Source organism: Amycolatopsis sp. NPDC005003, assembly GCF_053600695.1.
In genome coordinates, this window is the sequence record NZ_JBSGAI010000001.1 from 250462 (window position 1) to 273645 (window position 23184).

Here is a 23184-nt window from a genome sequence, read left to right on the forward strand (position 1 = left end):
GCATGCCCGAACTGCGCACGGCGTTCGCCGGAGTGGCGAACGTCCTGGTCACCGACGGCAGCTCGGCCGTACTGGTCGACGGCTTCTTCTCGCGGCCGTCCCTGTTGAAGATGGCGACGCGCGTGACGCCCGACCGCGCCCGGATCGACGAGGCCCTGCGGCGCCTCGGCGTCACGCGGCTGGACGCCGTCCTGGTCGCGCATTCCCACGTCGACCACGCGCTGGACGCTCCGGTCGTCGCGGAGCTGACCGGCGCCACGCTGGGCGGGTCGCCGTCGACGCGGAAGATCCAGGAGGGCTACGGCCTGGCGCACCAGCCGTTCGAGGAGCTGGTGCCGGGCAAGCCGGTCGAGTTCGGCGCGTTCACCGTGACCCCGGTCGACGCCCGCCACAGCGACGGCGACCGGGTGCCCGGCGAGATCACCGAGCCGGTCCGGCTGCCGGCCAGGACGAAGGCTTTCAGGACCGGGCGGTGCTACTCGTTCCACATCGCCCACCCGGCGGGCCGCGTCCTGGTGCACGCGTCGGCGAACTTCGTGCCCGGCGCACTGGCCGGCCACGAAGCGGACATCGTCTACCTGGGCGTCGGACAGGCGGGGAAGCAGACCGAGGAGTGGCGGGAACGGTACTGGCGCGAAACGGCCGGCGCCGTCGGCGCGCGGACCGTCCGGCCGATCCACTGGGACGCGTTCTGGCGGCCGCTGAGCAAGCCGCTCAAGCGCCTGCCGAAGGCGTTCGACGACCTGGGCACCACCATGGCCACCTTCGAGCGGCTGGCCGACGGCGTCGACCTCGCCCTGCCCGAACTCTGGAAGCCGGAGTAGCTCAGGCCCAGAGCTGCCCGTCGAGCCGCTCGGCGGCCTCGTCGAGCGACCCCGCGTAGGCCCCCGTGGACAGGTACTTCCACCCGGCGTCCGCGACGACGAAAGCGACGTCCGCCTGCTCGCCCCGGGCCGCGGCCTTCTCGGCCACCGCCAGTGCCGCGTGCAGCACCGCGCCCGTCGAGATGCCCGCGAAGATGCCTTCGTGCTCCAGCAGCTCCCGCGTGCGCCGCAGCGCGTCGTACGCCCCCACGGAGTACCGGCCGTTGAGCACCGAAGCGTCGTACAGCTCCGGCACGAACCCCTCGTCGAGGTTGCGCAGGCCGTACACCAGCTCGCCGTAGCGCGGCTCGGCCGCGATGATCTGGACGTCCGGCTTGGCCTCGTGCAGGTACCGCCCGACCCCCACCAGCGTCCCGGTCGTGCCGAGGCCGCCGACGAAGTGCGTCAGCGTCGGCAGGTCCTTGAGCAGTTCCGGGCCGGTGCCGCGGTAGTGCGCGTCGGCGTTGGCCGGGTTGCCGTACTGGTAGAGCATCACCCAGTCGGGGTTCGCCTCGGCCAGCTCCTTCGCCCGCCGGACGGCCTCGTTCGAGCCGCCCGCGGCCGGGGAGAACACGATCCGGGCGCCGTAGGCCTGCAGCAGCTGCTTGCGCTCGGTCGAGGTGTTCTCCGGCATCACGCAGACCAGCCCGTAGCCCTTGAGCTTGGCGGCCATGGCCAGCGAGATACCGGTGTTGCCCGACGTCGGCTCCAGGATCGTGGAGCCGCGCCGGAGCTTGCCTTCACGCTCGGCGGCTTCGATCATGGCCAGCGCGGGCCGGTCCTTGATCGAGCCGGTCGGGTTGCGGTCCTCCAGCTTCGCCCACAGGCGCACGTCGTGCGTCGGGGAGAGCCGGGGCAGCCCGACCAGCGGGGTGCCGCCGAGCGCGTCGAGCAGCGACTCGAAGCGAGCCATCGATCAGCCACCGGCCACGGCGGGGAGGATGGTCAGGGTGTCGCCGTCCTTGACCTCGGCCTCGAGCCCGCCGGCGAAGCGCACGTCCTCGTCGTTGACGTAGACGTTGATGAAGCGGTGCAGCTTCTCCTCCTTGACCAGGCGCGCCTTGATGCCGGCGTGCCGGGCCTCGACGTCGTCGATGACCTCGAGGACGGTCGCGCCCTTCGCCTCGACGGACTTCTCGCCGCCGGTGTGGGTGCGCAGGATCGTCGGGATGGAGACGGTCACGGCCATGGGTTCTTACCTCCGGTGGGTTCTTACACGCAGACGCCGGTGGCGCGGCGGTTTATTCCGGTCGTCAGTCGATGATCTCGACCGGCTCCTCGGTGATCTCGGCGTCCACGATCCGGTACGACCGGAACTCGTGCACTTCGGGGTCGCGGGTGGAGACGAGCACGTAGTGCGCGTCCGGCTCGGCCGCGATGTTCGCGTCGGTCCGCGACGGGTAGGCCTCGGTGGCGGTGTGCGAGTGGTAGATGACCACCGGCACCTCGTCGTTGGCGGCCATCTCGCGGTAGAGCTTCAGCAGGTCGCCGGAGTCGAACTCGTAGAACGTCGGCGACCGGGCCGCGTTGAGCATGGGGATGAAACGCTCGGGCGAATCCGAGCCCTCGGGCCCGGCGATCACGCCGCAGGCCTCGTCGGGGTGGTCACGACGGGCATGGGCGACGATCTCGTCGACGAGTTCACGGCGGATCCGGAGCACACCGACATCTTAGGTGGTGGACAAGGCTCGTCCAGATGGTGAGACATACCGCTCACCAGGCATTCCTGGGACACTGAGCCGATGCCGTTGTCGTCGAAAGTACGCGACCGGTGCCGGATGTACCTCGGCACGGACGAACGGATCCAGTACCTGATCCCCGCGATGTCGTACTACGTGAACCGCATGCGCGCCCGGGTCGGCTTCCTGATCATGGTGACCGACCGGCACGTCACGCTCCTGGCCTGCAGCCGCTGGACCCTGAACCGGCCGAAGCAGATCTGGGAGCGCCTGCCGCGCAGCACCGAGCTGGGCCCGCTGGAGATCCACCCGTCGCTCGGGCCGATCCTGTCCGTCGCCGGCCTCGACCTGGAGGTCGACGAGGAGTACATCGCGGCGATCCGGGCGGCGAACCTCGAGATCAGCGGTGACGCCCTGCCCGAAGACCCCTACCCTGGCTGACCGAACGCCTCCGGCCAGACGTCCCGGTAGGCGGGCACCCCACCGGCCGTGGTCGCCGCCAAAAGCCCGTGCACCATCGCCCGGGCGAACACCCGCGCCGCCGCAGAGCACAGCGCATCCAGGGCCGCCGGCCGGGCCGCCGCGCCGAACGGGCCGCTGGCGTCCGGTAGTTCGTGAGCCCCCGTGGCCAGCGCGAACACCGTGTCACCGTCGAACATCGAATGCGCCGGGCGCACCGCCCGCGCCAGCCCGTCCTGCGCCGCGACCGCGATCCGCCGCGCTTCCGCCTTCGACAGGGCCGCGTCGACCGCCACCACGCCGATCGTCGTGTTCAGGTCCGTCCGGCGCGAAGGCAGGTCGGCGGGCCGCGAAGGCCAGGTCACGCCGAAGTCGCCGTGGTCGGCCGCGTACGCCCGGCCCGTGGTCAGGTCCACGGCCTCGCCTGCCGCGTTGACCGCCGCCAGCGCGCCCACGGTGAACTCGCCCACGACCTCGCTCGCCGACCCGATCCCGCCCTTCAGCGACCCGACAACCGCCCCCGCGCCCGCGCCGACCGTGCCCTGCGCGAAAGACGTCGAAGCCGCTTCGCAGGCCGCGTAGCCGAAGGAGGCGTCGGGCCGGTTGCCCCAGTCGCCGCGCGGCAGGTCGAACAGCACGGCCGCGGGCACGATCGGCACCACCTCGTGCGGTTGCGCGCCCACCGGGAAGCCCAGGTTGCGCTCCGCGAGCCACCGCATCACGCCGTCGGCCGCGGCCAGGCCGTACGCCGACCCGCCCGAAAGGCACACGGCGTTGACCCGCTGCACCAGGTTCTCCGGCTCCAGGAGATTCGTCTCCCGGGTGCCGGGCGCGCCGCCGCGCTGGTCGACCGCGCCCACCGCGCCCTCGGGCACCAGGACCACGGTCGTCCCGGTGGCCCAGCCGTCGCCGACCCGCGCGTGGTGCCCGACCAGGACACCCGGCACGTCGGTGATCATCCCGTCAGCGCCTGGATCAGCGTCTCCTGCACCCAGGTCAGCCAGTGGTAGACGCCGAGGTGTGGCGCTCGCGGGTCGTCCTCGGGCAGCTCGTCGGGCATGTCCTCGGTGACGTCGAGCGCGGTGCCGAGCGCCAGCCGGACGTCGTTGAGCGCGCCGAGCCAGGCGTCGGCCTGCTCCTCGGTGAGCCGGACGTGGCCGCCGTCGCGGGGCAGCGTGTCGAGCACGATCTTGGCCACGCCGACCTTGATGTCGAGCAGCTCCGGCTCGTGCAGCGAGCGCATCGCCGCGACCGAGTCGATCTCCTCCCGCGACGGGTTGTCCGGGTCGAGCTTGTGGAAGTCCGGGAGCAGCCGCGAGAGCACCGGGTCGTCCGGGGACTCGGTGGGCCCGGTCCGGATGCCGGTGAGCTCGGCGAGCTCGTCCTGGGGCGCCTCTTCGGCACGCGCGGTGAGCATGTCCTCGAGCTGGCTGACCAGCCCGCGCAGCACGGCCGCTTCCTGCTGCTCGAACCCCGCGTGGATCACCGCGCCCTTGCGCCGCCAACCGTTCACGAGGGCTGCTCCATGGTGGCCCAGAGGCCGGCCGCGTGGAGTTTCGCCACGTCCGTCTCCACCTTCTCCTTGCTGCCGGACGAGACGATCGCCTTGCCCTTGTGGTGCACGTCCAGCATCAGCTTGGTGGCGTGGTCACGGCTGTAGCCGAACAGCTTCTGGAAGACGTACGTCACGTACGACATCAGGTTGACCGGGTCGTTCCACACCACGGTCCGCCACGGTGTGTCCGACTCGGCGACTTCGGCACCGGCCGGTTCGACCTGCGTCTGTTCGGATGCGACAGGCGTGGACATGCACCCCATGGTGTCACGGGGGTCACGGGGTACGCCGCGCCAGGTCCGGCCATGTGGGTGAATAGGCTTACCCCATGGGTTCACCGGAGCCGGTCACGGCCAGCACTGCGCTGCTCACCGACCACTACGAGCTGACCATGCTGGGCAGCGCGCTCGCCGACGGGACGGCGCAGCGGCCCTGCGTATTCGAGGTTTTCGCCAGGAGGCTGCCGGACGGCCGCCGCTACGGCGTCGTCGCGGGCACCGCCCGGGTGCTCGACGCGGTCGCGGACTTCCGGTTCACCGACGCCGAACTGGCGCAGCTGGAGGCCACCGCGGTCGTCGACGACGCGACGCTGGCCTGGCTGGCGGACTACGAGTTCTCGGGCGACATCGACGGCTACCCCGAGGGCGAGCTGTACTTCCCCGGCTCGCCGATCCTCACGGTGAGCGGCACGTTCGGCGAATGCGTGCTGCTGGAGACGCTGGTGCTGTCGATCCTCAACCACGACAGCGCCATCGCGTCGGCCGCGGCCCGGATGTCCGGCGCCGCGCACGGCCGCCCGATCATCGAGATGGGCGGCCGCCGCACGCACGAGTACGCCGCGGTCGCCGCCGCGCGCGCCGCCTACCTGGCCGGCTTCGCGACGACGTCCAACCTGGAAGCCGGGCGCCGCTACGGTATCCCGACGCGCGGCACCGTCGCACACGCCTTCATGCTGCTGCACGACAGCGAGGAAGCGGCCTTCCGCGCCCAGGTGGACAAGATGGGTGCGGACACGACACTGCTGGTCGACACCTACGACATCACCGCGGGCATCGAGACGGCGGTCCGCGTCGCCGGGCCCGAGCTCGGCGCGATCCGGATCGACTCCGGCGACGTCGGCCCGCTCGCCCGCCGCGCCCGCGAGCAGCTGGACTCCCTCGGGGCGAAGGACACCCGGATCGTGGTCTCCGGCGACCTCGACGAGCACGCCATCGCGGCGCTGCGCGCGGAGCCGGTGGACGCCTACGGCGTCGGCACCTCGGTGGTCACCGGGTCCGGCGCGCCGACCGCCGGCATGGTCTACAAGCTGGTCGAAGTGGACGGCAAGCCGGTCGCCAAGCGCAGCGCGCACAAGGAATCCCGCGGCGGCCGCAAGTCCGCGCTGCGGCGCCACCGCGGCACCGGCACGGCGGTCGAGGAGGTCGTCTGGGCGTCCGGTTCGAGCGCGCCGGAGCCCGAGGCCAACGACCGGCTGCTGCAGATTCCGCTGATCCGCGCTGGCCGCCCGGAGCCGGACCTGCCTACGCTCGACGACGCGAGGCAGCGGCTGCGCCGCGGCCTGGTCAGCCTGCCGTGGGAAGGCCTCAAGCTCTCGCACGGCGAGCCCGCCATCCCCACGCTGTTTCTCTGAGAGGGAGTACGACCGATGGGTACCGCGCTGATCGTGGTGGACGTGCAGAACGACTTCTGTGAAGGGGGTTCGCTCGGCCTGCCGGGCGGGGCCGCCGCGGCCGCCGCCATCTCGAAGCAGGCCGCCGAGGGCGGGTACAGCCACGTCGTGGCCACCCGGGACAACCACATCGACCCGGGCGACCACTTCAGCGAGACGCCGGACTTCAAGGACAGCTGGCCGGTGCACTGCGTGGCCGGCACGGCGGGCGCGTCGTTCCACTCCGCGCTCGACGTCGTCCCGATCCGCGAGGTGTTCTCCAAGGGCGAGTACAGCGCCGCGTACTCCGGCTTCGAGGGGGCGGCCCGCGACGGGAAATCCCTGGAGGCGTGGCTGCGCGAGCACGACGTGACCGACGTCGACGTCGTCGGCATCGCGACGGACTTCTGCGTCCGCGCGACGGCCCTCGACGCGAAGAAGGCCGGCTTCGGCGTGCGGGTGCTGCTGGACCTGACCGTCGGCGGCTCGCAGCCGACCGTCGACGCGACGCTCAAGGACTTCGACGAGGCGGGCGTCGCGTACACCGGCACCGCTCCCGTCCCGCCGGCCGCGTGAAGGACCTGCGAGCGGCGCTGGCGGAACACCGGCTCGTCGCGATCCTGCGCGCGTCGGACGCGACGCGCTTCGCCGACGCCGCGATGGTGCTGCACGCGGCCGGCATCCGCCTGCTCGAAGCGACGCTGACGACGCCGGGCGCACCCGCGGCCATCACCGCGCTGCGCCTGGCGCTGGGCGAGGACGCGCTGATCGGCGCGGGCAGCGTCCGCGAACCGTCCGATGTGGACATCGCGGTCGACGCCGGTGCCGCCTACCTGATCACGCCGACGGTCAACCCGGCGGTCCTCGAGCGCGCGGCGGCCTTGGACACCCCGGTGATCTGCGGCGCGCTGACGCCGACGGAGATCGACCAGGCCTGGCGGCTCGGCGCGGCCGCGGTGAAGGTGTTCCCGGTCGCGGCCGTGGGCGGGGTCGCGTACCTGCGCGCGGTGCGGGCGCCGCTGCCGGACGTCCCGCTGGTGCCGACCGGCGGCGTCCACCTGGCCGACGTCGAGGGCTACCTGCGCTCGGGCGCGATCGCGGTCGCGGCGGCGACACCGTTGCTGGGCGACGCGCTGACCTCCGGCGGCAGCCTGCCGGACCTGGCCACCCGGGCCGGCGAGTTCGTCGCGGCGGCCGCCCGCTTCGCGACGGCTTGAGCTACTCCTTGCCGAACGGGTCGCAGGCGGCCGTGCCCAGGTAGATGTCACCGCTCGCCGGGCCGCCCTGGGGGAACAGCTTGATGTGCACCGCGTGCGTCACCAGGCTGCCGTCCGGCGGCTGGGGCGTCACGGTCTCATTGAGCACGACCGTCGCCAGCGCGGTGCCGGCCGCGCCGCCGGGGATGACGATCCGGTAGTTCGGCGGGATCTCGCCCGGCACGGTGACCCCCTCGACCGCACCGACGGACACCTCTCCGAGGCTGCCGGTGGCCGTCGTCGCGCACTTCGCCGAGTACGTGCGGACGGTGATCTCCGGACCGCCGTACCGCTTCAGCACGGTCGCCTTGAACCGGCGCCCGGCCGCTTGGGCGATCGACACCGCACCGGACCGCCCGCACCCGGTGTCACCGGCGCCGAACACGGCGACGTCACCCGTGGCGCCCCCCTGCGTCCAGCCCTTGTAGGGGCCGTCGACAGTGCACTTCGCCAGTTCGCCGGTGACGATCTGTTCGTTGTCGATCGTCACGTCCACCGAGCCGGCCGACGCCCATCCGGTGGACGTCACGGGTGCCGCCGCGCCCAGGAGCGGCACGGCCAGCGTCGTCACGGCCAGCAACCGGTGTGTCCTCTTCCTGGCGTTCCGCATGCTCGGGCCTCCACGGTCGGCGGGACAGATCGCAGCCATGCCCTTCGTCATCGGCCGGTGCGGCGCCCGCCCTGATCGGGTCCACCCGGACGAGTGGCCGGTGAGGAACGCAACTCGGCGGGTCCACGGGACGGTAACGAGCGTTAACCTCGGGCGTCGCCTGTTTCTTCGGGAGGTTTCGTGTCTTCGCTGTCCTTCGCCGGCAAGCGGCCCGTGCTGGCCGACCTCGTCCCCGGCTCGCTCGTGCGGGACATCGCGCTGGTCGCGGGCGGTGCCGTGCTCACCGGCGCCGCCGCGCAGCTGACGATCCCGGTGCCGGGCAGCCCGGTGCCGATGACCGGCCAGACGTTCGCCGCGCTGCTCGTCGGCGCGTCGCTCGGCATGTCGCGCGGTGCCGCCTCGATGCTGGTGTACCTGCTGGTCGGCGCCGTCGGCGTGCCGTGGTTCCAGCACGGCACCTCGGGCCTGTCCGGCGCGAGCGCCGGCTACATCGTCGGGTTCGTCTTCGCCGGTGCCCTGGTCGGCGCCCTCGCCGGCCGCGGCGGCGACCGGACGCCGGTGCGCACCGCGGGCACCATGGTGCTCGGCAACCTGGTGATCTACGCGTTCGGCGTGCCGTGGCTGATGGCCTCGACCGGGTTCGACCTGGCCACCGCGTTCGCCAAGGGCGTCACGCCGTTCCTGGTCGGCGACGCGATCAAGATCGTCGTGGCCGCCGGCCTGCTGCCGCTGACCTGGAAGCTGGTCTCCGGCCGCACCCAGGACTGACGCCCGCCGAAGGGGGCTTGCCCGCGCTCGCGGGGAGGCCCCCTTCGCCGCACCCGGCCGACCCTCTCGGCGTGCCCGGCCGTCCTCCCCCCACCAGCCGAGCCCAACCCCCTCGGCGTGCCCAGCCGTCCTTCCCCCACCACCCGAGCCCGGCCCCCTCGGCGTGCCCAGCCGTCCCTCCTACCGGCGCGCCCGCCCTCCCTCGGCGTGCCCAGCCATCCCTCCCCACCGCCCCAGCCCAACCCCCTCCGAGCGGCGCGAGTGGCCCGTTCGCGACGGAGCACCGATCTTTGTCGGGGGTGGCGGCTAATGTGTCGCTGTGCCCGCCCGAACCGATTTCCCCGGCGTCCTCGAACTCCTCACCCACGCGGTGGAGTCCGTCGGCGGTGCCGAGCGCCCAGGGCAGGTCCAGATGGCCGACGCCGTCGGCCGCGCCATCCGCACCGGCGAGCACCTGGCCGTGCAGGCCGGCACCGGCACCGGCAAGTCACTGGCCTACCTCGTGCCCGCGATCCGCCACGCCGTCGAGAAGGAGGCCACGGTCGTGGTCTCCACGGCGACGATCGCGCTGCAGCGCCAGCTCGTCGACCGTGACCTCCCGCGGCTGGCGAAGGCGCTGAAGAAGCCGCTCGGCCGCGAGCCGACCTTCGCCATCCTCAAGGGCCGCCGCAACTACATGTGCCTGCACCGGCTGGATTCCGGCGCGCCGGACGAGCCGGAGGACGCGCAGCTCTTCGACCCGTTCGCGGTGTCGCGGCTGGGCAAGGAGGTCACCCGGCTGCGGGAGTGGGCCTCGGACACCGAAACCGGCGACCGCGACGAGCTCGTGCCCGGCGTCTCCGACCAGGCGTGGCGCCAGGTTTCGGTGACGGCGAAGGAATGTCTCGGCGCTTCGCGCTGCCCGATCGGCACGGACTGCTTCGCCGAAAAGGCCCGCGCCGAGGCCGGCCGCGCCGACGTCATCGTCACCAACCACGCGCTGCTGGCCATCGACGCGCTGCAGGGTTACCAGGTCCTGCCGGACCACGACGTGGTGATCATCGACGAGGCCCACGACCTGGTCGACCGGGTCACCTCGGTCGCCACCGGCGAGCTGACCAGCGCGATGTGCGCGTCGGCCGCGCGCCGCTGCGGCAAGCTCATCGACGCCGACGTCGCCGACCGGCTGCTGGAGGCGGGTGACGGGCTGGCCCTGATCGTCGACGACCTGCCCGCGGGCCGGCTCGACGAGCTGCCCCGGCCGCTGCAGGGCGCGATCCCGGCGGTCCGCGACGCCGCGCACGCGTGCATCACGGCGCTGGGCAGTGACCGCAAGGAGGACGTCGAGGGGGCCACGGCGCGCAAGCTGGCGCGGTCGCTGCTCGACGAGGTGCACGACACCGCGGTCCGGCTGCTGGAGGCGTTCGACGACGACCAGGCGCACCAGCGCGACGTCGTCTGGCTGTCGGGCGACAAGTACTCGTCGAACCCGCGCCCGCCGGCGCTGAAGGTGGCGCCACTGGGCGTGGCCGGCCTGCTGCGCGAGCGGGTGTTCAACCAGCACACGACGATCCTGACGTCGGCGACGCTGACCCTGGGCGGCACGTTCGACACGATGGCGCGCCAGTGGGGCCTCCCGCCGGGTGCGGCCCGGGTGGAGCAGGCGCCGGGGGCCGCGACGGAGAAGGAAGCGCCATCGGACGACTCGGGCCCGAAGTGGACCGGCCTGGACGTCGGCTCGCCGTTCGACCACCGGCGCAACGGCATCCTGTACCTGGCCAAGCACCTGCCGCCGCCGGGCCGCGACGGCCTGACTTCGTCCACAATGGACGAGCTGGCCGAGCTGATCGAGGCGGCGGGCGGGCGCACGCTCGGGCTGTTCTCGTCGATGCGGGCGGCCAAGCAGGCCACCGAGGAGATGCGCGAGCGGCTGGACTTCCCGATCCTGTGCCAGGGCGACGACGCGACGTCCCTGCTGGTCCAGAAGTTCTCCGAGGACGTCCGCACGTGCCTGTTCGGCACGCTGAGCCTGTGGCAGGGCGTGGACGTGCCCGGGCCGTCGCTGCAGCTGGTGGTGGTCGACCGGATCCCGTTCCCGCGCCCGGACGACCCGGTGTCCTCGGCGCGGCAGCGCGCGGTGGAAGCCCGCGGCGGCAACGGGTTCCTCACCGTGGCGGCCACGCACGCGGCGCTGCTGCTGGCGCAGGGCACCGGGCGGCTGCACCGGGCGGTCAGCGACCGCGGAGTGGTGGCGGTGCTGGATTCGCGGCTGGCGAACGCCCGCTACGGCGGCTTCCTGCGTGCGTCGCTGCCGCCGTTCTGGCCGACGATGGACCCGAAGGTGGTGCGGGAAGCACTGCGCCGGCTGGACGCAGCCGCGCCCGCGTGACGCGGTCCACAGCATCGCCCGGTACGGTGAAGCCACCGAAGCAATAAGGGAGCACCGGTTGACCCAGGATTCGTCCAGCGCCCAGTCCCGGACCGTCAGCGTCGACGACACCGGCGTGCGGCGACGGCTCGCGGACGGCAGCGAAGAGGCCGTCACGTGGGCCGGCCTGTCGTCGGTGATGGTGCGGGTCATCCCCGACGGCCCGTGGAACGAAGACGTCTTCTTCATGCTGGTGGGCACCGACGGCAAGGGCACGGCGGTGCCGAGCGGCGACCCGGCGGCCGACGCGCTGATCGAGCGCCTGCAGGCCCTCCCGGGCTTCGACAACGAGAAGTTCATCGAGGCCATGACGACCGACGCCGACCAGGCGTACGTCGTCTGGGAATCCGGCCAGAACTGACGTGCGCTGCCCGGTCTGCGGTTCGGAGCGCCTCGGGCCGCTCGGCGAGCTGGGCGCCTACGACCCCGCCGGGTTCAGCCTGGTGCTGAGGTACGCGGCGCCGAAGCTCTTCTCCCGCACCCCGAGGTTCGCCGTCGGTTACGGCCGCGCCTGCCTGGACTGCGGTACCCTCACCGCGTTCATGAACGACGAAGAGCGCGAGAAGCTCGCCGAAGCCGCCGATCGGCTCGAGCTGCCGAAGTACCTCAGTCAGCCGGGAACTCCTCGGTCACCGGGATCCCCTTCTTGAGCGTGCGGCTCACCGTGCAGAGCCGCTCGATCGCGCGATCCACGGCGCCGGCGAGCGCGTCCCGCTGATCCGCCGTCAAGGCCGACACGTCGACGTCGAAAGCGACGTGCACGGCGTCCAGCTCCGAAGCACCTTCACGCCGGTCCGCGGTGACGGCGACGCGGAACTTCGCGTCCTCGCCGACCCGCCGCGTGATCAGCTCTTCCGCGGTCACCGCGCTGCAGCCCGCCGCCGCGATCTGCAGCAGCTCGGCGGGCGAGAACGCCCCTTCGGCGCCCTTGCGCCCCAGCCGCACCTCCGCGCCGCGCTCGTTGCGCCCGACGAAGGCGTGCTCGCCCGTGCGTTCCACTTCCAGAGTCATGCCCGCTCCAACCGGGTCAGGAGGCCGCTTGTTCCGGCTTCCACTGGGCGAGAACCGTGATCGTGCCCGGGTCGACCTCGGTGAACCCGGCGTCCCGCACGGCGATCACGCGGTCGCGCCGCCACGCGCCCTCCGGGTCGTCGCCCGGGTGCAGTTCCTTCCACTGCACGGGCGTCGCCGTGCGCACGGCGACCCGGAACCCGCGATCGGCCCAGGCGGCCCGCTCCGCGTCGCCCAGCAACGCGGCGAGGATCATCGTCGCGTGGCCGACCTGGGCGGCGCCCTTGCCGACGGTCATCGGCACGTGCGGGTTGAGCAACAGCAGCGGGACGCCGTCCGGGAGCGGGCCCGGCTCGTCCGGCGGCAGCTCGCTGCCGGAGATCTGCAGCCGTGCGACGTCCTTGGGGGTCTCGGTGACCAGCCCCGGCACGAGCGCCCGCGCCTCGGCGCCGTCGACCTCGACGGTGACGCCCGGCAGGTCCTGGACGGCCGCCCAGTGCGCGCCCCGCGCCCGCCGCGCGACCTTCCGGATCCGGTTGTCGAGCCACGCGTGCATCGGCTCGGCCCACTCGCCGCCGGGCTGGGCCCGCTCGTCGAGGCACACCGCCACCGCCGCCGCGGCCGCCGCCTCCAGCAGCGGCGTGCGGCCCGGCGGCTCGGCCCGCTCGATGCGGAGGATGACCGGCATAGCGCGGACTTCCTCCGGGAGCTCGTCGGAGGTGTCCGAAGTGTCTTCGGCCGGAAGCCCCAGCCAAAAGGCGTAGCGGGCGCCCAGGGGGTCGAGAACGCTGCTCACGGACGCATCAACTCGAGTCCGTCGGCGGCGTCGGCCGCTTCGACCTCGCCGCGGGTCAAGCCGAGCATGAACAGCACGGCGTCGAGGTACGGGTGGGACAGCGCGGTGTCGGCCACTTCGCGCAGCGCGGGCTTCGCGTTGAAGGCGACCCCCATCCCCGCGGCCGAAAGCATGTCGATGTCGTTGGCACCGTCCCCGACGGCGACGCACTGCTCGAGCGGGATGTCGTACTCGGCGGCGAAGCGGCGAAGCACCTTCGCCTTGCCTGCGCGGTCGACGACGTCGCCGACGACCTTCCCGGTGAGCTGGCCGTCCACGATTTCGAGCTCGTTCGCCACGGCGAAGTCGAGCCCCAGCTCTTCGGCGAGACCCGCGATGACCTGCGTGAAGCCGCCCGAGACGACGCCGGTGCGGAAGCCCATCCGCTTGAGCGTCCGGATCGTGGTGCGGGCACCCGGGGTCAGCTCGAGCGACGCGGCGACCTGCTCGATCGCCGTCGCGGGCACCCCGGCCAGCAGCGCGACCCGCCGCTCCAGCGACTCGGTGAAGTTCAGCTCGCCCCGCATGGCCGCTTCGGTGATCTCGCGGATCTCCGGCTCGACCCCGGCGTGCGCGCCCAGCATCTCGATGACCTCGCCCTGGATCAGGGTCGAGTCCACGTCGAACACGACGAGCCGCTTCGCCCGGCGCATGATGCCCGCCCGCTCCACGGCGATGTCGACCCCCGCCTCGACGGCGGCGTCCGCGAGCTGGGAACGCAGCGCAGCGTCCGCGTCGATGCTGTCCTCGTGGACCGAGACGTACAGCTCGAGCCCGGTGACCGGGTAGTCGGCGACACTGCGGATCGCGTCGATGTTGGCGCCCAGCGCGGCCAGCCGGCGCGCGACCTCCGAGAAGCCCCGCGCGGTCACCGGGCGGCCCAGGACGACCAGCACGTGGGAGGAGTCGCGGCGCCCGAGCGCGAACGGGTCGTCGCCGATCGCGCTGCCGATCTTCACGTCGACCTGCATGCCGACGGACGCCATCGCCTGCTCGACCGCCTCCTGCAGGCCCTCCGGGTCGCGGTAGACGCCGGCGAGCACCCCGAGCACGAGCTGCCCGCGGATGACGACCTGCTCGACGTCGAGCACGTCGACGTCGTGCCGGGTCAGCACGGCGAACAGCACGGACGAGACACCCGGTTTGTCGGGGCCGGTCGTCGTGATCAGGACGGGGGTCTGGGTCACTGGTCATCCCTCGTTCGGCAACGCTGCACGGCCAGTCTGCCGGTCCGGGGCCGGACATAAGTAGAGCGCGTGCCCGGCTTCACATCAGCCGGGCACGCGCTCACTCGATCAGGTGGAGCTACTTGTCGCCTTGCTCGCTCGCGTTGTCCTTGGAGTGGTCTCCCGGGATCACCGCTTCGGTGAGCAGCTGCGACGGCGCCGCGTGGCTGTTGACCTTCTGCTTCCCGAAGAAGCCGATCTCGCCTTCCTTGTGGATGCGCTCGATCATGTGCGGGTAGTGCAGCTCGAACGCGGGCCGCTCGGAGCGGATCCGGGGCAGCTCGGTGAAGTTGTGCCGCGGCGGCGGGCAGGAGGTCGCCCACTCGAGCGAGTTGCCGTAGCCCCACGGGTCGTCCACCGTGACGATCTCGCCGTACCGGTAGCTCTTGAAGACGTTCCAGATGAACGGCAGCGTCGAGGCACCGAGGATGTACGCGCCGATCGTGGAGATCGTGTTCAGCGTGGTGAAGCCGTCACTGGTCAGGTAGTCCGCGTACCGGCGCGGCATGCCCTCGGCACCCAGCCAGTGCTGGACGAGGAACGTGCCGTGGAAGCCGATGAACGTGGTCCAGAAGTGCCACTTGCCGAGCTTCTCGTCCATCATCCGGCCGGTGATCTTCGGGAACCAGAAGTAGATGCCGGCGAAGGTGGCGAACACGATCGTGCCGTAGAGCACGTAGTGGAAGTGCGCGACGACGAAGTAGCTGTCCGACACGTGGAAGTCGATCGCCGGCGCGGCCAGCAGGATGCCGGTCAGGCCGCCGAAGAGGAACGTGACGATGAAGCCCATCGAGAAGATCATCGGCGTCTCGAAGGACAGCTGGCCCTTCCACATCGTGCCGATCCAGTTGAAGAACTTGATGCCGGTCGGGACGGCGATCAGGAACGTCATGAAGGAGAAGAACGGCAGCAGCACGGCGCCGGTGGCGTACATGTGGTGCGCCCACACCGCGACCGACAGCGCCGCGATGGCCAGCGTCGCCCAGACCAGGCTCTTGTAGCCGAACAGCGGCTTGCGGCTGAACACCGGGAAGATCTCCGACACGATGCCGAAGAACGGCAGCGCGACGATGTACACCTCGGGATGGCCGAAGAACCAGAACAGGTGCTGCCAGAGGATCACGCCGCCGTTTTCGGGGTCGAACACGTGCGCCCCGAGGTGCCGGTCCGCCAGCAGGCCCATCAGGGCCGCGGTCAGGATCGGGAAGGCGAGCAGGACCAGGATGCTGGTGACCAGGATGTTCCAGGTGAAGATCGGCATCCGGTACATCGTCATGCCCGGCGCGCGCAGGCAGACCACGGTGGTGATCATGTTGACCGCGCCGAGGATGGTGCCGAGACCACCGACGATCAGGCCGGAGATCCAGAGGTCGGCGCCGACGCCCGGCGAGTGGATGGCGTCCGACAGCGGGGTGTAGGCGAACCAGCCGAAGTCGGCGGCGCCACCCGGGGTCAGGAAGCCGGACATCACGATCAGGCCGCCGAACAGGTACAGCCAGTACGAGAACGCGTTCAGCCGCGGGAAGGCGACGTCCGGCGAACCGATCTGCAGCGGCAGGACGAAGTTCGCGAAGCCGAAGAGGATCGGGGTCGCGTACAGCAGCAGCATCACCGTGCCGTGCATGGTGAACAGCTGGTTGTACTGCTCCTGCGACAGGAACTGCTGCCCGGGCCGCGCCAGCTCGGTGCGGATCAGCATGGCCATCGCGCCGCCCGCCATGAAGAAGGCGAACGACGTGACCAGGTACATGATCCCGATCTGCTTGTGGTCCGTCGTGCGGAACAACCGCAGCAGGTACGAACCCTTAACCGACTCGCGCGCGGGGTACGGGCGCGTGGCGATCGGCTTGGGGGCTACGGCCGTCACTCCTGCCTCCAACACTGAAACCTTGTGGTGGTCATCGTCGCGCCACCGGGGCCCGGGAAGACCGGGTCCGGCGGCTTAGGGGGATCGTAGCCCTCGCTACCGACAGTCGCGCGCACCGGCTGGCAAGATCGGGGCGTGGCCGACGACTACACCCGTGCGGCGGTGCGCGCGGCGCAGGCCGTGACCGCCCGGCTCGGCCTGCCCGGCCACGACCCCGAAGTGCTCCACGAGCGGTCGAACGTGCTGGTGAGGCTGGGTCCGCTGGTCGCGAGGGTGCCCGCGACGACCCGGCTGCTCCGCCCGGAGCCGTCGGCCTGGCTGGCGCGGGACGTTGCACTCTCGAGGTTCCTCACGGACCGTGGTGTGCTCGTCGTCTCACCTGCCACGGATCCCCCGGCCGGGCCGCATTTCGCGGACGGGCTGCCGGTCACGCTCTGGCACCACACCCCGCACGATCCGGACCACCGGTACAGCCCGGACGTCGTCGCGCGTTCGCTCGCCGAAGTGCACGCGGCCCTGCTCGAGTACCCGGGCGAACTGCCCCGCCGCGGGCCTCTTTCCGAGCTCGAGGGACTGCTCGGGCGGTTCGGCCTCGACCCCCGCCTACGCGCGGAAGCCGCCCGGATCGAAGCGGAACTGCCGGACGCCCCGGCCCGGCCGCTGCACGGCGACGCGCACCCCGGCAACCTGATCGCGACGCCGTCCGGGCCCTGCTGGCTGGACTTCGAGGACACCTGGCTGGGGCCGCTCGCCTGGGACCTCGGCATCCTGGCCCGGCAGGGCGGCCCGGAGTACCTGGCCGCCTACCCCGGCTCGGTGTCCGACGAGGCCCTTCGCGCATACACGCGGTTGCGAGAACTCTTCGCCGTCGCCTGGCGCTTCGTCATCGCCCAGCGGTTCCCGCACCGGCTGCCCGAAGCCCGCTCCGCTCTCGCCGCTTACTTCTCTTGAGTGGCGGGGTACCAGGAGAGGATCGCCTCGACCACGCCCGCGGGGTCTTCGAGCGGGGTCAGGTGACCGGCCTCCGGCAGCACGACGAGCGTCGCGCCGTCCATGACCTCGACGATTTCGCTCGCCGACGCGACCGGGGTGATCCGGTCTTCCTCGCCCACGATGACCAGCGCCGGGATTTCCGCGTTCCGCAGCAGGTCCAGCGAGTCGGGCCGGGTGCGCAGGGCGAGCGCCGTCCAGGAGATCCCGGCGGGCGGCTGGGATTCGATGATCTCCCGGACCGTCTCGACGAGCTCGGGCCGCTGCTCGTGGGTCGCTTTCGCCAGCAGGTTCGGCAGGTTGGCCTCGGCGAGCCAGGTCTCGGTGCCTTCGCGCTCGACGCGGGCCGCGACGTCCAGCCGGGTCTGCGCCGCCTCGGGCGTGTCCGGCGTGGCCTTGGTGTCGATGAGCACGAGCCCGCCGACCCGCTCCGGCGCGAGCCGCAGCACGGCCATCGCGAGGTAGCCGCCCATCGAGCAGCCGCCGAGCACGACGCGGTCGAGGTCCAGCCGGTCGAGCAGGGCGACGACGTCGCGGGCGGCGTCTTCGAGACTCGGTTCGCGGTCGGTCTCCGGCAGCGGCGAGCGGCCGAGCCCGCGCTGGTCCGGAGTGATCACTCGAAGGTGTGAAGCGAGGGGCTCGCGCACCGCGTTCCACATGCGGGAATCCAGCGGAAAGGCGTGGAGGAGGACCAGCGGCAGTTCGGTCATGCGCCTCATTTTGTCGGACCCCATCGCTAGCTTCGCCGATGTGTTCACCGACATCGAAACCGGCCGGCTCCTGCTGCGTCCGCCCACCGAGGCGGACCGGCAGGCGATGGTCGACATCCACACCGACCCGCGCACCAACCGCTTCAACCCCGCGCCACCCGGGGTCACCGAGGCGTCCGAGATGTTTTCGGGGTGGCTGGCGCACTGGGCCGAGCACGGGTTCGGCTACCCGGCGGTGCTCGAGCGCGGCGGCACGGAGGTGCTCGGCATGTGCGGCGTCCGCGTGCGCGAGTTCCACGGCGAAAAGGTGCTGAACCTCGGCTACCGCTTCCGACCGTCGGCGTGGGGCAAGGGGTACGCGGTGGAGGCGGGGCAGGCGGTCCTGGCGTGGTGCGCCCGCGAGCTGCCGTCCGTGCCGGTGCTGGCCAGCGTGAGCATCGCGAACAAGCCGTCGCTGCGGGTGGCGGAGCGCCTCGGCTTCACGGAGTACACGGAGGAGCTGTACGAGGGCGCGATGTCGAGGCACTACCGGCGCTGAGCGCCGGGCGTTGTTTGACAACTCCAGAGCGAAGTCACCGGCGGCGGTGCGGCCGTCGCCGGGCCCGCGCCTCCCAGCAGGCCCGGTGCCAGTGCCGGCGGTCGGCGACGGATCCGGTCTCGTCGGCGGGCCAGACGACGAGGTGCGGCGTCCCCGGCCGGATCTCGTGGTCGCACCCCGGGCAGCGGTAGACCTTGGTGGCCTGGCTCCCGGGCACGGTCCGCACGAGCCAGTCCCCGTCCGCCCCGGACTCGGCCCGCGCCCACCCGGTGGCGGCCCCGAGGTCCCGCTCGGGCGGCCCACCGTCCGAACGGCGGCCGGGGCGGTTGCGTCGTGGCACGCCCAAACGGTAACCGCCACCCACGACACGCCCACCAACCGACCGCCCCGCCACGCGTGTCGTCCACCCAGGTACGCGTGTCGTCTCTCCAATCACGTGTGATGCCCCTCCCGTCACGGGTGATGCCCGTCAGGGCTCAGGCCGCGCGGTCCGCCGTCCGGCTACCCGCCCCCAGCCGGTCCAGGATCGCGTCGTGGGCGAGCCCGTCCCAGCCGAGCCGGCCCAGTGTCCGGCCGGTCCGGCGGAAGTCCTCCCCGCCGAGCACGGACATGATCGTGATCGCGGCGTCGACCATCGGCGTGGCGACGCCGGCGCACCGCGCGAGTGCCTGCAGCGGCACCAGCGTGGAGCGGATGTCCTCGGTCAGGAACCGGTGGTCGAGGCTGGTCGGCGCGGCGATCGTCCGGTACGGCTTCACCGTCCGCAGCGCGTCGAGCAACGTCGTGGCCGGGCAGCCGTAGTAGCGGTCGAGGACCTCGGTCATGGGCAGCAGCCGGGCGCCGTACGCGGCCGCGACGGCGGCGAACTCGGCCTCGGTGCGTTCGAGCAGGGCGACCGTCCGGGCCGAGACGCCTTCGACGTAGAAGAGCAGCTCCTCCGCGCGGTCGATGGTGCCGAGGTTGGCGAGCGCGATCGGCACGTGCGCGACCGCACCGAAGTCGTGCAGGCCGCGTTCGACCGGGTTGCGCGCGGTCTCCAGCATCGGGAACCACTCGCGCAGCAGCCCGGCGCGCCGGGCGACGGCCGCCTCGCTGCTGCCGGAGACCAGGTTCCAGCCCTTGGTGCCGAGCACGGTGACACCGTCGGTTCCGGACGGCCGGGCGGCGAACAGCGCATCGGTCTCCACGACGTCGACGTCCGGCGCTTCGGCGGCGGCGAGCGCGTGGGCGAACTCGACGCTCCCGCAGAGCTTGCTCGAGAACAGCACCACCACCTGCCCCGGACGCAGGTGCGGGGCGAGCCGGGCGGCGACGTCCGGATAGGCCGTGGTCACGGTGGCGACCAGGACGACGGCCCGCGCACCCAGCCCGGCCGGGTCGGCGGTCACCTCCCGGAGCGCGAACCGCCCGTCGAGCACCCCGCGCGCCACGATCTCCCGGCGACGCGCGATCTCCCCGACGGCCCCGAGATCCCGCGTGTAGAGGTGCACGGGCAGCTCCCGGGCGGCGAGGTACGCGGCGACGGCCCGCCCCTCCCCGCCCGCTCCGACGACCCCGATCCCGTCCAGCACGCTCATTCCGCCCACTCCCGTCAGTCCGGTACGCAGTGGACAGGTCGGCGCCCGGAAGGCGAAAGTTCCCGCGTGGGCACGTTCCCGGAGACCGGGCGCCCGTGTCGCCCCTCCGGGTACGCGAGTTCGCCGTTCCGGTACGGGCTTACCCCTGGGCCAAGGCCAACGGCACCAGCTGCTCGGCACTGGTCAGCGACCCGTGCTGCCCGACCAGCGACGTCTCCACGGCCTCCGCGAGCCCCCGCACCATCCCGAACCGGTCGCGGGCCGCGGCGACGACGTCGCCGATGCGCGGCAGCACCCGGTCGCTCACCGTGTGCCCGAACCAGCCCTCGGCGACAGCCTCCTCGCGGGAGCGCACCCAGGCCCGCTCGCCCAGCACCTCCCGCCAGGCCGCGAGGACGTCCGCGGCCGCGCCCGGCTCGGTGTAGACGTGCCGGGCCCGCACCTCGCCCCCGAACGTCCGGACACCCGCGAGCAGCTCCGGGGCGTCTTCGAGGTCGAGCTTGTCGTCGACGGTCACCATCCCGTGGTCGGCCACCACCGCCAGCAGCGCACCGGCCGGCAGACCGTCCACAAGCGACTCGACGAGCCGGTCGATCTGCCGCAGCTGCATCCGCCAGGCGGTCGAACCGGGGCCGTAGACGTGCCCCAGCAGGTCGAGTTCGCTGTGGTAGGCGTAGCAGAACGCGCGCCCGTCGAGCACCGACAACGTCCGCGCGGCGAGGTCGCCCAGCGCGTGGACCCCGGCGTACTGCGCTCCGCTCTGGGTCGCCAGGGTCAAGGCCGTGTCCCGGAACTTGGCGGACGACACCACGGCCGCGTCGATGCCGGCCGCGGCGGCGCGCTCGAACGTCGTCGGCAGCGGCTGCACCTCGCGGGGCGGGAGGGCGCCCCGCAGGTCGCTGCCGTCTTCGTGACTGCACCAGCGCAAGGCGTTGAGCACGCCGGCGCCGGGCATTTCGAAGGTGTAGCCGACCATCCCGTGCTCGCCGGAGGCGAGCCCGGTGCCGATCGCGGCCACCCCGGCGGCCGTCGTCGACGGGAAGCCGACGCGCAGCGGCTCGCGGGCGAGCTCGGTCAGCACCGGGGCGTCCGCGGCGTGCTCGGCGAGCAGCTCCCAGCCGAGCCCGTCGACGAGCAGCACCCCGGCGCTGCGGGCCTCCGGCAAGGCCAGTGCGTTCCCGCAGCCGGGCACCCCGAGCGCGGCGAGCAGGGACGGAACGACCTGGCCGAGGTGCGGGACGTCGGCGGGCGAGGGCGGCTGCACGCGCCCAGCTTCCCATCCCCGGGCGCCTCCGGCGATAATCGCGGCATGCCGACCTACGCCTATCGCTGCCGCGAGTGCACCGAGACCTTCGAGCTCCTGCGCCCGATGAGCGAATCCAGCGCGCCGGCGGCCTGCCCGGAGGGCCACGCCGACACCGTCAAGCTGCTCACCACGGTCGCCCTCACCGGGGCCGCGAGCGGTCCCGCGGCCCCGGCCGGCGGTGGCGGTGGCTGCTGTGGCGGCGGCTGCTGCGGCTGACCCGGGCTCAGCGCGCCTTCAGCGCCTGCTCCAGGTCGGCCCACAGGTCCTCGACGTCCTCGAGGCCGGCCGAGAGCCGGATCAGCTGGTCGGACACCCCGGCGCCGCGGCGGTCGTTCTCGTCGACGATCCGGTGGCTGATCGAGCCCGGGTGCTGGATCAGCGTGTCCACGCTGCCCAGGCTGACGGCCGGCGTGATCAGCCGGACGGCCCCGATCAGGGCGTGCGGGTCGCCGTCGACCTCGAACGCCACCAGCGGGCCGCCGATCCGCGGGTAGTGGACGGCGGTCACGGCCGGGTGCTCGCCGAGCCGGGACGCCAGCGTCGCCGCGGTCGCCGAGGCCGCGTTGACGCGCAGCGGCAGCGTGGAAAGCCCGCGCAGCAACAGGTATCCGGCGAGCGGGTGCAGCACGCCGCCGGTGGCGAAGCGGATCTGCCGCAGCCGGGCGGCTTCCGGCGCGTCGCAGGCGACGATCCCGCCCATCACGTCGCCGTGGCCGCCGAGGAACTTCGTCGCGCTGTGCAGCACGATGCGGGCTCCGTGGCGGCCCGGGCGCTGCAGGACCGGGGTGGCGAACGTGTTGTCCACCAGGAGCGGCACCTCGCCACAGGCACGAGCCAACGCGGCGATGTCGGCCTCGGCCAGGGTCGGGTTCGCCGGCGTCTCGACGAACACCAGGCCGGTGTCCGGCCTCAGGGCGGCCGCGACGGTGTCGGGCGCGGCCCAGGTGACCTCTGTGCCGAGTAGCCCGGACTCGAGCAGGTGGTCACTGCAGCCGTAGAGCGGGCGCACCGCGACGACGTGCCGTTTCCCTTGCGACACCGCGGAAAGCAGGCATGCCGAGACGGCGGCCATGCCACTGGCGAACGCGACGCCGTGGTCGAAGCCTTCGAGCTCGGCGAGCGCGCGCTCGAAGCGTTCGACGGTCGGGTTGCCCACCCGGCCGTAGATCGGCGGCCCGTCGAGTTCGGCGCCCGCGGCGAAGGCGTCGATCCGGGCGGCTTCGGCGGCACTGTCGCGGGACGGGTAGGTCGTGGACAGGTCGAGCGGAGCGGCGTGCACGCCGAGGTCCGTGAGATCGTCACGGCCGGCGTGGACGGCCCGCGTGCGCAGCGAGGAAGTCATGGCAGCATGGTCGAGCTTTCCCCGGGTCGCGGGCAACGCTCTCGGATATAATTCGATGATGTCCGCTTCCGTCGAACTCAGTCCGGTCGACCTGGAAATCCTGCGCCTGCTACAGAACGATGCCCGGGTCACCAACAAGGACCTGGCGGCCGCGGTCGGCATCGCGCCGTCGACCTGCCTCGACCGCGTCGCCCGGTTGCGGGACACCGGCGTCATCACCGGGCAGCACGCGTCGGTCGACGCGGCGAAGCTGGGCCGGCCGCTGGAGGCGTTCCTGTTCGTCCAGGTCCGCCCGCACCGGCGGCCGCTGGTGGACCCGTTCGTCGAGCACCTGCTCTCGCTGCCGGAGGTGCGCGCGGTCTACCACCTGACCGGGCCGGACGACTTCCTCGCGCACGTGGCGACCAGCTCGGCCGGCGAGCTGCAGCGCCTGGTCCTCGACGAGCTGACCGCACGGGACGAGGTCGCCCGCGTCCACACGAACCTGGTGTTCCAGCACTGGAGCGGCGGCCCGCTGCTGCCACCGGGGGCGTGAGC

29 protein-coding genes are annotated in these 23184 nt (G+C 72.4%); 13 read left to right on the forward strand and 16 right to left on the reverse strand.

The features are described 5' to 3' along the window. Nucleotides 1–2: 2 nt before the first annotated feature. On the forward strand, nucleotides 3–824 hold the full coding sequence (locus ACWED2_RS01165) for an MBL fold metallo-hydrolase (RefSeq protein WP_449688403.1): 822 nt from the start codon (nucleotides 3–5) through the stop codon (nucleotides 822–824). Between the two features lies 1 nt (nucleotide 825). On the opposite strand, the gene ACWED2_RS01170 is transcribed toward ACWED2_RS01165, so the two are convergent. The 3 genes from ACWED2_RS01170 to ACWED2_RS01180 form a co-directional block, all read right to left on the reverse strand. Next, on the reverse strand, nucleotides 826–1776 hold the full coding sequence (locus ACWED2_RS01170; protein ID WP_176175261.1) for a PLP-dependent cysteine synthase family protein: 951 nt from the start codon (nucleotides 1774–1776) through the stop codon (nucleotides 826–828). Nucleotides 1777–1779: 3 nt separating this feature from the next. Continuing rightward, nucleotides 1780–2052 carry a MoaD/ThiS family protein gene (locus ACWED2_RS01175; RefSeq protein WP_004559268.1) on the reverse strand — a complete coding sequence of 91 codons (273 nt, stop codon included), beginning with the start codon at nucleotides 2050–2052 and terminating at the stop codon, nucleotides 1780–1782. Nucleotides 2053–2116: 64 nt separating this feature from the next. Further along, nucleotides 2117–2524, reverse strand: coding sequence for a Mov34/MPN/PAD-1 family protein (locus ACWED2_RS01180; RefSeq protein ID WP_410567957.1), 408 nt, complete (start codon nucleotides 2522–2524; stop codon nucleotides 2117–2119). A gap of 81 nt (nucleotides 2525–2605) precedes the next feature. Here ACWED2_RS01180 and ACWED2_RS01185 point away from each other — a divergent pair, with 81 nt between their 5' ends. After that, on the forward strand, nucleotides 2606–2983 hold the full coding sequence (locus ACWED2_RS01185; protein WP_449688404.1) for a hypothetical protein: 378 nt from the start codon (nucleotides 2606–2608) through the stop codon (nucleotides 2981–2983). On the opposite strand, the gene ACWED2_RS01190 is transcribed toward ACWED2_RS01185, so the two are convergent. From ACWED2_RS01190 to clpS, 3 genes are read right to left on the reverse strand one after another with little or no spacing between them, the layout of a single operon-like run. Next, nucleotides 2971–3960 (reverse strand): P1 family peptidase, encoded by a 990-nt coding sequence (locus ACWED2_RS01190; protein WP_449688405.1) that lies wholly within the window; start codon nucleotides 3958–3960, stop codon nucleotides 2971–2973. The genes ACWED2_RS01185 and ACWED2_RS01190 overlap by 13 nt on opposite strands. Continuing rightward, entirely contained in the window at nucleotides 3957–4514 is a 558-nt protein-coding gene (locus ACWED2_RS01195; RefSeq protein ID WP_449688406.1) for a DUF2017 domain-containing protein, read from the reverse strand. Before ACWED2_RS01195 ends, ACWED2_RS01190 begins: the two co-directional genes overlap by 4 nt. Next, nucleotides 4511–4810 (reverse strand): ATP-dependent Clp protease adapter ClpS, encoded by a 300-nt coding sequence (clpS, locus tag ACWED2_RS01200; RefSeq protein ID WP_004560461.1) that lies wholly within the window; start codon nucleotides 4808–4810, stop codon nucleotides 4511–4513. The genes ACWED2_RS01195 and clpS overlap by 4 nt, the downstream gene beginning before the upstream one ends. A 74-nt stretch (nucleotides 4811–4884) precedes the next feature. Here clpS and ACWED2_RS01205 point away from each other — a divergent pair, with 74 nt between their 5' ends. Genes ACWED2_RS01205 through ACWED2_RS01215 form a run of 3 tightly spaced genes read left to right on the forward strand, consistent with a single transcriptional unit; the run spans nucleotide 4885 to nucleotide 7421 of the window. Further along, nucleotides 4885–6186, forward strand: coding sequence for a nicotinate phosphoribosyltransferase (locus tag ACWED2_RS01205; protein WP_449688407.1), 1302 nt, complete (start codon nucleotides 4885–4887; stop codon nucleotides 6184–6186). A 15-nt stretch (nucleotides 6187–6201) separates the two neighbouring features. Further along, nucleotides 6202–6780 carry an isochorismatase family protein gene (locus ACWED2_RS01210; RefSeq protein WP_449688408.1) on the forward strand — a complete coding sequence of 193 codons (579 nt, stop codon included), beginning with the start codon at nucleotides 6202–6204 and terminating at the stop codon, nucleotides 6778–6780. After that, complete coding sequence (locus tag ACWED2_RS01215; protein ID WP_449688409.1) at nucleotides 6777–7421, forward strand: bifunctional 4-hydroxy-2-oxoglutarate aldolase/2-dehydro-3-deoxy-phosphogluconate aldolase; 645 nt, start codon at nucleotides 6777–6779, stop codon at nucleotides 7419–7421. The genes ACWED2_RS01210 and ACWED2_RS01215 overlap by 4 nt, the downstream gene beginning before the upstream one ends. Nucleotide 7422: 1 nt before the next feature. Here the strand turns inward: ACWED2_RS01215 and ACWED2_RS01220 are convergent, their stop codons facing one another. Next, nucleotides 7423–8040, reverse strand: a complete 618-nt coding sequence (locus tag ACWED2_RS01220) for a choice-of-anchor P family protein (protein WP_449688637.1) — start codon at nucleotides 8038–8040, stop codon at nucleotides 7423–7425. Nucleotides 8041–8250: 210 nt separating this feature from the next. On the opposite strand from ACWED2_RS01220, the gene ACWED2_RS01225 reads away from it, so the two are divergent. From ACWED2_RS01225 to ACWED2_RS01240, 4 genes are all read left to right on the forward strand, one after another. After that, nucleotides 8251–8838 carry a biotin transporter BioY gene (locus ACWED2_RS01225; protein WP_449688410.1) on the forward strand — a complete coding sequence of 196 codons (588 nt, stop codon included), beginning with the start codon at nucleotides 8251–8253 and terminating at the stop codon, nucleotides 8836–8838. Between the two features lie 319 nt (nucleotides 8839–9157). Continuing rightward, complete coding sequence (locus ACWED2_RS01230) at nucleotides 9158–11206, forward strand: ATP-dependent DNA helicase (protein ID WP_449688411.1); 2049 nt, start codon at nucleotides 9158–9160, stop codon at nucleotides 11204–11206. Nucleotides 11207–11264: 58 nt separating this feature from the next. Further along, the gene (locus ACWED2_RS01235; protein ID WP_013229471.1) at nucleotides 11265–11606 is read left to right on the forward strand and encodes a hypothetical protein; all 342 of its coding nucleotides are present in this window, start codon (nucleotides 11265–11267) and stop codon (nucleotides 11604–11606) included. Nucleotide 11607: 1 nt separating this feature from the next. After that, nucleotides 11608–11895 (forward strand): hypothetical protein, encoded by a 288-nt coding sequence (locus tag ACWED2_RS01240; protein WP_449688412.1) that lies wholly within the window; start codon nucleotides 11608–11610, stop codon nucleotides 11893–11895. Here the strand turns inward: ACWED2_RS01240 and ACWED2_RS01245 are convergent. The 4 genes from ACWED2_RS01245 to ctaD form a co-directional block, all read right to left on the reverse strand. Next, a complete protein-coding gene (locus ACWED2_RS01245; RefSeq protein ID WP_449688413.1) occupies nucleotides 11852–12256 on the reverse strand; it encodes an OsmC family protein in 405 nt (134 codons plus the stop codon). The two genes, ACWED2_RS01240 and ACWED2_RS01245, sit on opposite strands and share 44 nt — an antisense overlap. Before the next feature lie 16 nt (nucleotides 12257–12272). Beyond that, the gene (locus tag ACWED2_RS01250) at nucleotides 12273–13052 is read right to left on the reverse strand and encodes a peptidyl-tRNA hydrolase (protein WP_449688414.1); all 780 of its coding nucleotides are present in this window, start codon (nucleotides 13050–13052) and stop codon (nucleotides 12273–12275) included. After that, the gene (gene serB, locus ACWED2_RS01255; RefSeq protein WP_449688415.1) at nucleotides 13049–14278 is read right to left on the reverse strand and encodes a phosphoserine phosphatase SerB; all 1230 of its coding nucleotides are present in this window, start codon (nucleotides 14276–14278) and stop codon (nucleotides 13049–13051) included. The genes ACWED2_RS01250 and serB overlap by 4 nt, the downstream gene beginning before the upstream one ends. A 118-nt stretch (nucleotides 14279–14396) precedes the next feature. After that, nucleotides 14397–16184: an aa3-type cytochrome oxidase subunit I gene (gene ctaD / locus ACWED2_RS01260; protein ID WP_410616046.1), complete on the reverse strand. Its 1788-nt coding sequence runs from the start codon at nucleotides 16182–16184 to the stop codon at nucleotides 14397–14399. 135 nt (nucleotides 16185–16319) lie between these two features. Here ctaD and ACWED2_RS01265 point away from each other — a divergent pair, with 135 nt between their 5' ends. Continuing rightward, nucleotides 16320–17135 (forward strand): phosphotransferase family protein, encoded by an 816-nt coding sequence (locus ACWED2_RS01265; RefSeq protein ID WP_449688416.1) that lies wholly within the window; start codon nucleotides 16320–16322, stop codon nucleotides 17133–17135. On the opposite strand, the gene ACWED2_RS01270 is transcribed toward ACWED2_RS01265, so the two are convergent. Continuing rightward, the gene (locus ACWED2_RS01270; RefSeq protein ID WP_449688417.1) at nucleotides 17123–17884 is read right to left on the reverse strand and encodes an alpha/beta fold hydrolase; all 762 of its coding nucleotides are present in this window, start codon (nucleotides 17882–17884) and stop codon (nucleotides 17123–17125) included. The two genes, ACWED2_RS01265 and ACWED2_RS01270, sit on opposite strands and share 13 nt — an antisense overlap. On the opposite strand from ACWED2_RS01270, the gene ACWED2_RS01275 reads away from it, so the two are divergent. Continuing rightward, nucleotides 17883–18422 (forward strand): GNAT family N-acetyltransferase, encoded by a 540-nt coding sequence (locus ACWED2_RS01275; protein ID WP_449688418.1) that lies wholly within the window; start codon nucleotides 17883–17885, stop codon nucleotides 18420–18422. The two genes, ACWED2_RS01270 and ACWED2_RS01275, sit on opposite strands and share 2 nt — an antisense overlap. Before the next feature lie 34 nt (nucleotides 18423–18456). Here ACWED2_RS01275 and ACWED2_RS01280 read toward each other — a convergent pair whose 3' ends face one another. From ACWED2_RS01280 to ACWED2_RS01290, 3 genes are all read right to left on the reverse strand, one after another. Next, nucleotides 18457–18762, reverse strand: coding sequence for a hypothetical protein (locus tag ACWED2_RS01280; protein WP_449688419.1), 306 nt, complete (start codon nucleotides 18760–18762; stop codon nucleotides 18457–18459). Between the two features lie 136 nt (nucleotides 18763–18898). Then, nucleotides 18899–19999, reverse strand: a complete 1101-nt coding sequence (locus ACWED2_RS01285) for an NAD/NADP octopine/nopaline dehydrogenase family protein (protein WP_449688420.1) — start codon at nucleotides 19997–19999, stop codon at nucleotides 18899–18901. A gap of 139 nt (nucleotides 20000–20138) precedes the next feature. Then, nucleotides 20139–21263, reverse strand: coding sequence for an alkaline phosphatase family protein (locus tag ACWED2_RS01290; protein ID WP_449688421.1), 1125 nt, complete (start codon nucleotides 21261–21263; stop codon nucleotides 20139–20141). A gap of 45 nt (nucleotides 21264–21308) precedes the next feature. Between ACWED2_RS01290 and ACWED2_RS01295 the strand changes: the two genes are divergently transcribed. Continuing rightward, nucleotides 21309–21521, forward strand: a complete 213-nt coding sequence (locus tag ACWED2_RS01295) for an FmdB family zinc ribbon protein (RefSeq protein ID WP_449688422.1) — start codon at nucleotides 21309–21311, stop codon at nucleotides 21519–21521. 7 nt (nucleotides 21522–21528) lie between these two features. On the opposite strand, the gene ACWED2_RS01300 is transcribed toward ACWED2_RS01295, so the two are convergent. Further along, nucleotides 21529–22647 carry a trans-sulfuration enzyme family protein gene (locus ACWED2_RS01300; protein WP_449688423.1) on the reverse strand — a complete coding sequence of 373 codons (1119 nt, stop codon included), beginning with the start codon at nucleotides 22645–22647 and terminating at the stop codon, nucleotides 21529–21531. A 58-nt stretch (nucleotides 22648–22705) separates the two neighbouring features. On the opposite strand from ACWED2_RS01300, the gene ACWED2_RS01305 reads away from it, so the two are divergent. Continuing rightward, a complete protein-coding gene (locus ACWED2_RS01305) occupies nucleotides 22706–23182 on the forward strand; it encodes an Lrp/AsnC family transcriptional regulator (protein WP_449688424.1) in 477 nt (158 codons plus the stop codon). Nucleotides 23183–23184: the final 2 nt, after the last annotated feature.

Bases quoted from the DNA above. Each gene is read 5' to 3' on its own strand.
- ACWED2_RS01165 (WP_449688403.1), top strand. From the start codon at position 3: ATGCCCGAACTGCGCACGGCGTTCGCCGGAGTGGCGAACGTCCTGGTC.
- ACWED2_RS01170 (WP_176175261.1), bottom strand. From the start codon at position 1,776: ATGGCTCGCTTCGAGTCGCTGCTCGACGCGCTCGGCGGCACCCCGCTG.
- ACWED2_RS01175 (WP_004559268.1), bottom strand. From the start codon at position 2,052: ATGGCCGTGACCGTCTCCATCCCGACGATCCTGCGCACCCACACCGGC.
- ACWED2_RS01185 (WP_449688404.1), top strand. From the start codon at position 2,606: ATGCCGTTGTCGTCGAAAGTACGCGACCGGTGCCGGATGTACCTCGGC.
- ACWED2_RS01190 (WP_449688405.1), bottom strand. From the start codon at position 3,960: ATGATCACCGACGTGCCGGGTGTCCTGGTCGGGCACCACGCGCGGGTC.
- clpS (WP_004560461.1), bottom strand. From the start codon at position 4,810: ATGTCCACGCCTGTCGCATCCGAACAGACGCAGGTCGAACCGGCCGGT.
- ACWED2_RS01205 (WP_449688407.1), top strand. From the start codon at position 4,885: ATGGGTTCACCGGAGCCGGTCACGGCCAGCACTGCGCTGCTCACCGAC.
- ACWED2_RS01210 (WP_449688408.1), top strand. From the start codon at position 6,202: ATGGGTACCGCGCTGATCGTGGTGGACGTGCAGAACGACTTCTGTGAA.
- ACWED2_RS01245 (WP_449688413.1), bottom strand. From the start codon at position 12,256: ATGACTCTGGAAGTGGAACGCACGGGCGAGCACGCCTTCGTCGGGCGC.
- ACWED2_RS01275 (WP_449688418.1), top strand. From the start codon at position 17,883: ATGCGCCTCATTTTGTCGGACCCCATCGCTAGCTTCGCCGATGTGTTC.
- ACWED2_RS01270 (WP_449688417.1), bottom strand. From the start codon at position 17,884: ATGACCGAACTGCCGCTGGTCCTCCTCCACGCCTTTCCGCTGGATTCC.
- ACWED2_RS01285 (WP_449688420.1), bottom strand. From the start codon at position 19,999: ATGAGCGTGCTGGACGGGATCGGGGTCGTCGGAGCGGGCGGGGAGGGG.
- ACWED2_RS01295 (WP_449688422.1), top strand. From the start codon at position 21,309: ATGCCGACCTACGCCTATCGCTGCCGCGAGTGCACCGAGACCTTCGAG.
- ACWED2_RS01300 (WP_449688423.1), bottom strand. From the start codon at position 22,647: ATGACTTCCTCGCTGCGCACGCGGGCCGTCCACGCCGGCCGTGACGAT.
- ACWED2_RS01305 (WP_449688424.1), top strand. From the start codon at position 22,706: ATGTCCGCTTCCGTCGAACTCAGTCCGGTCGACCTGGAAATCCTGCGC.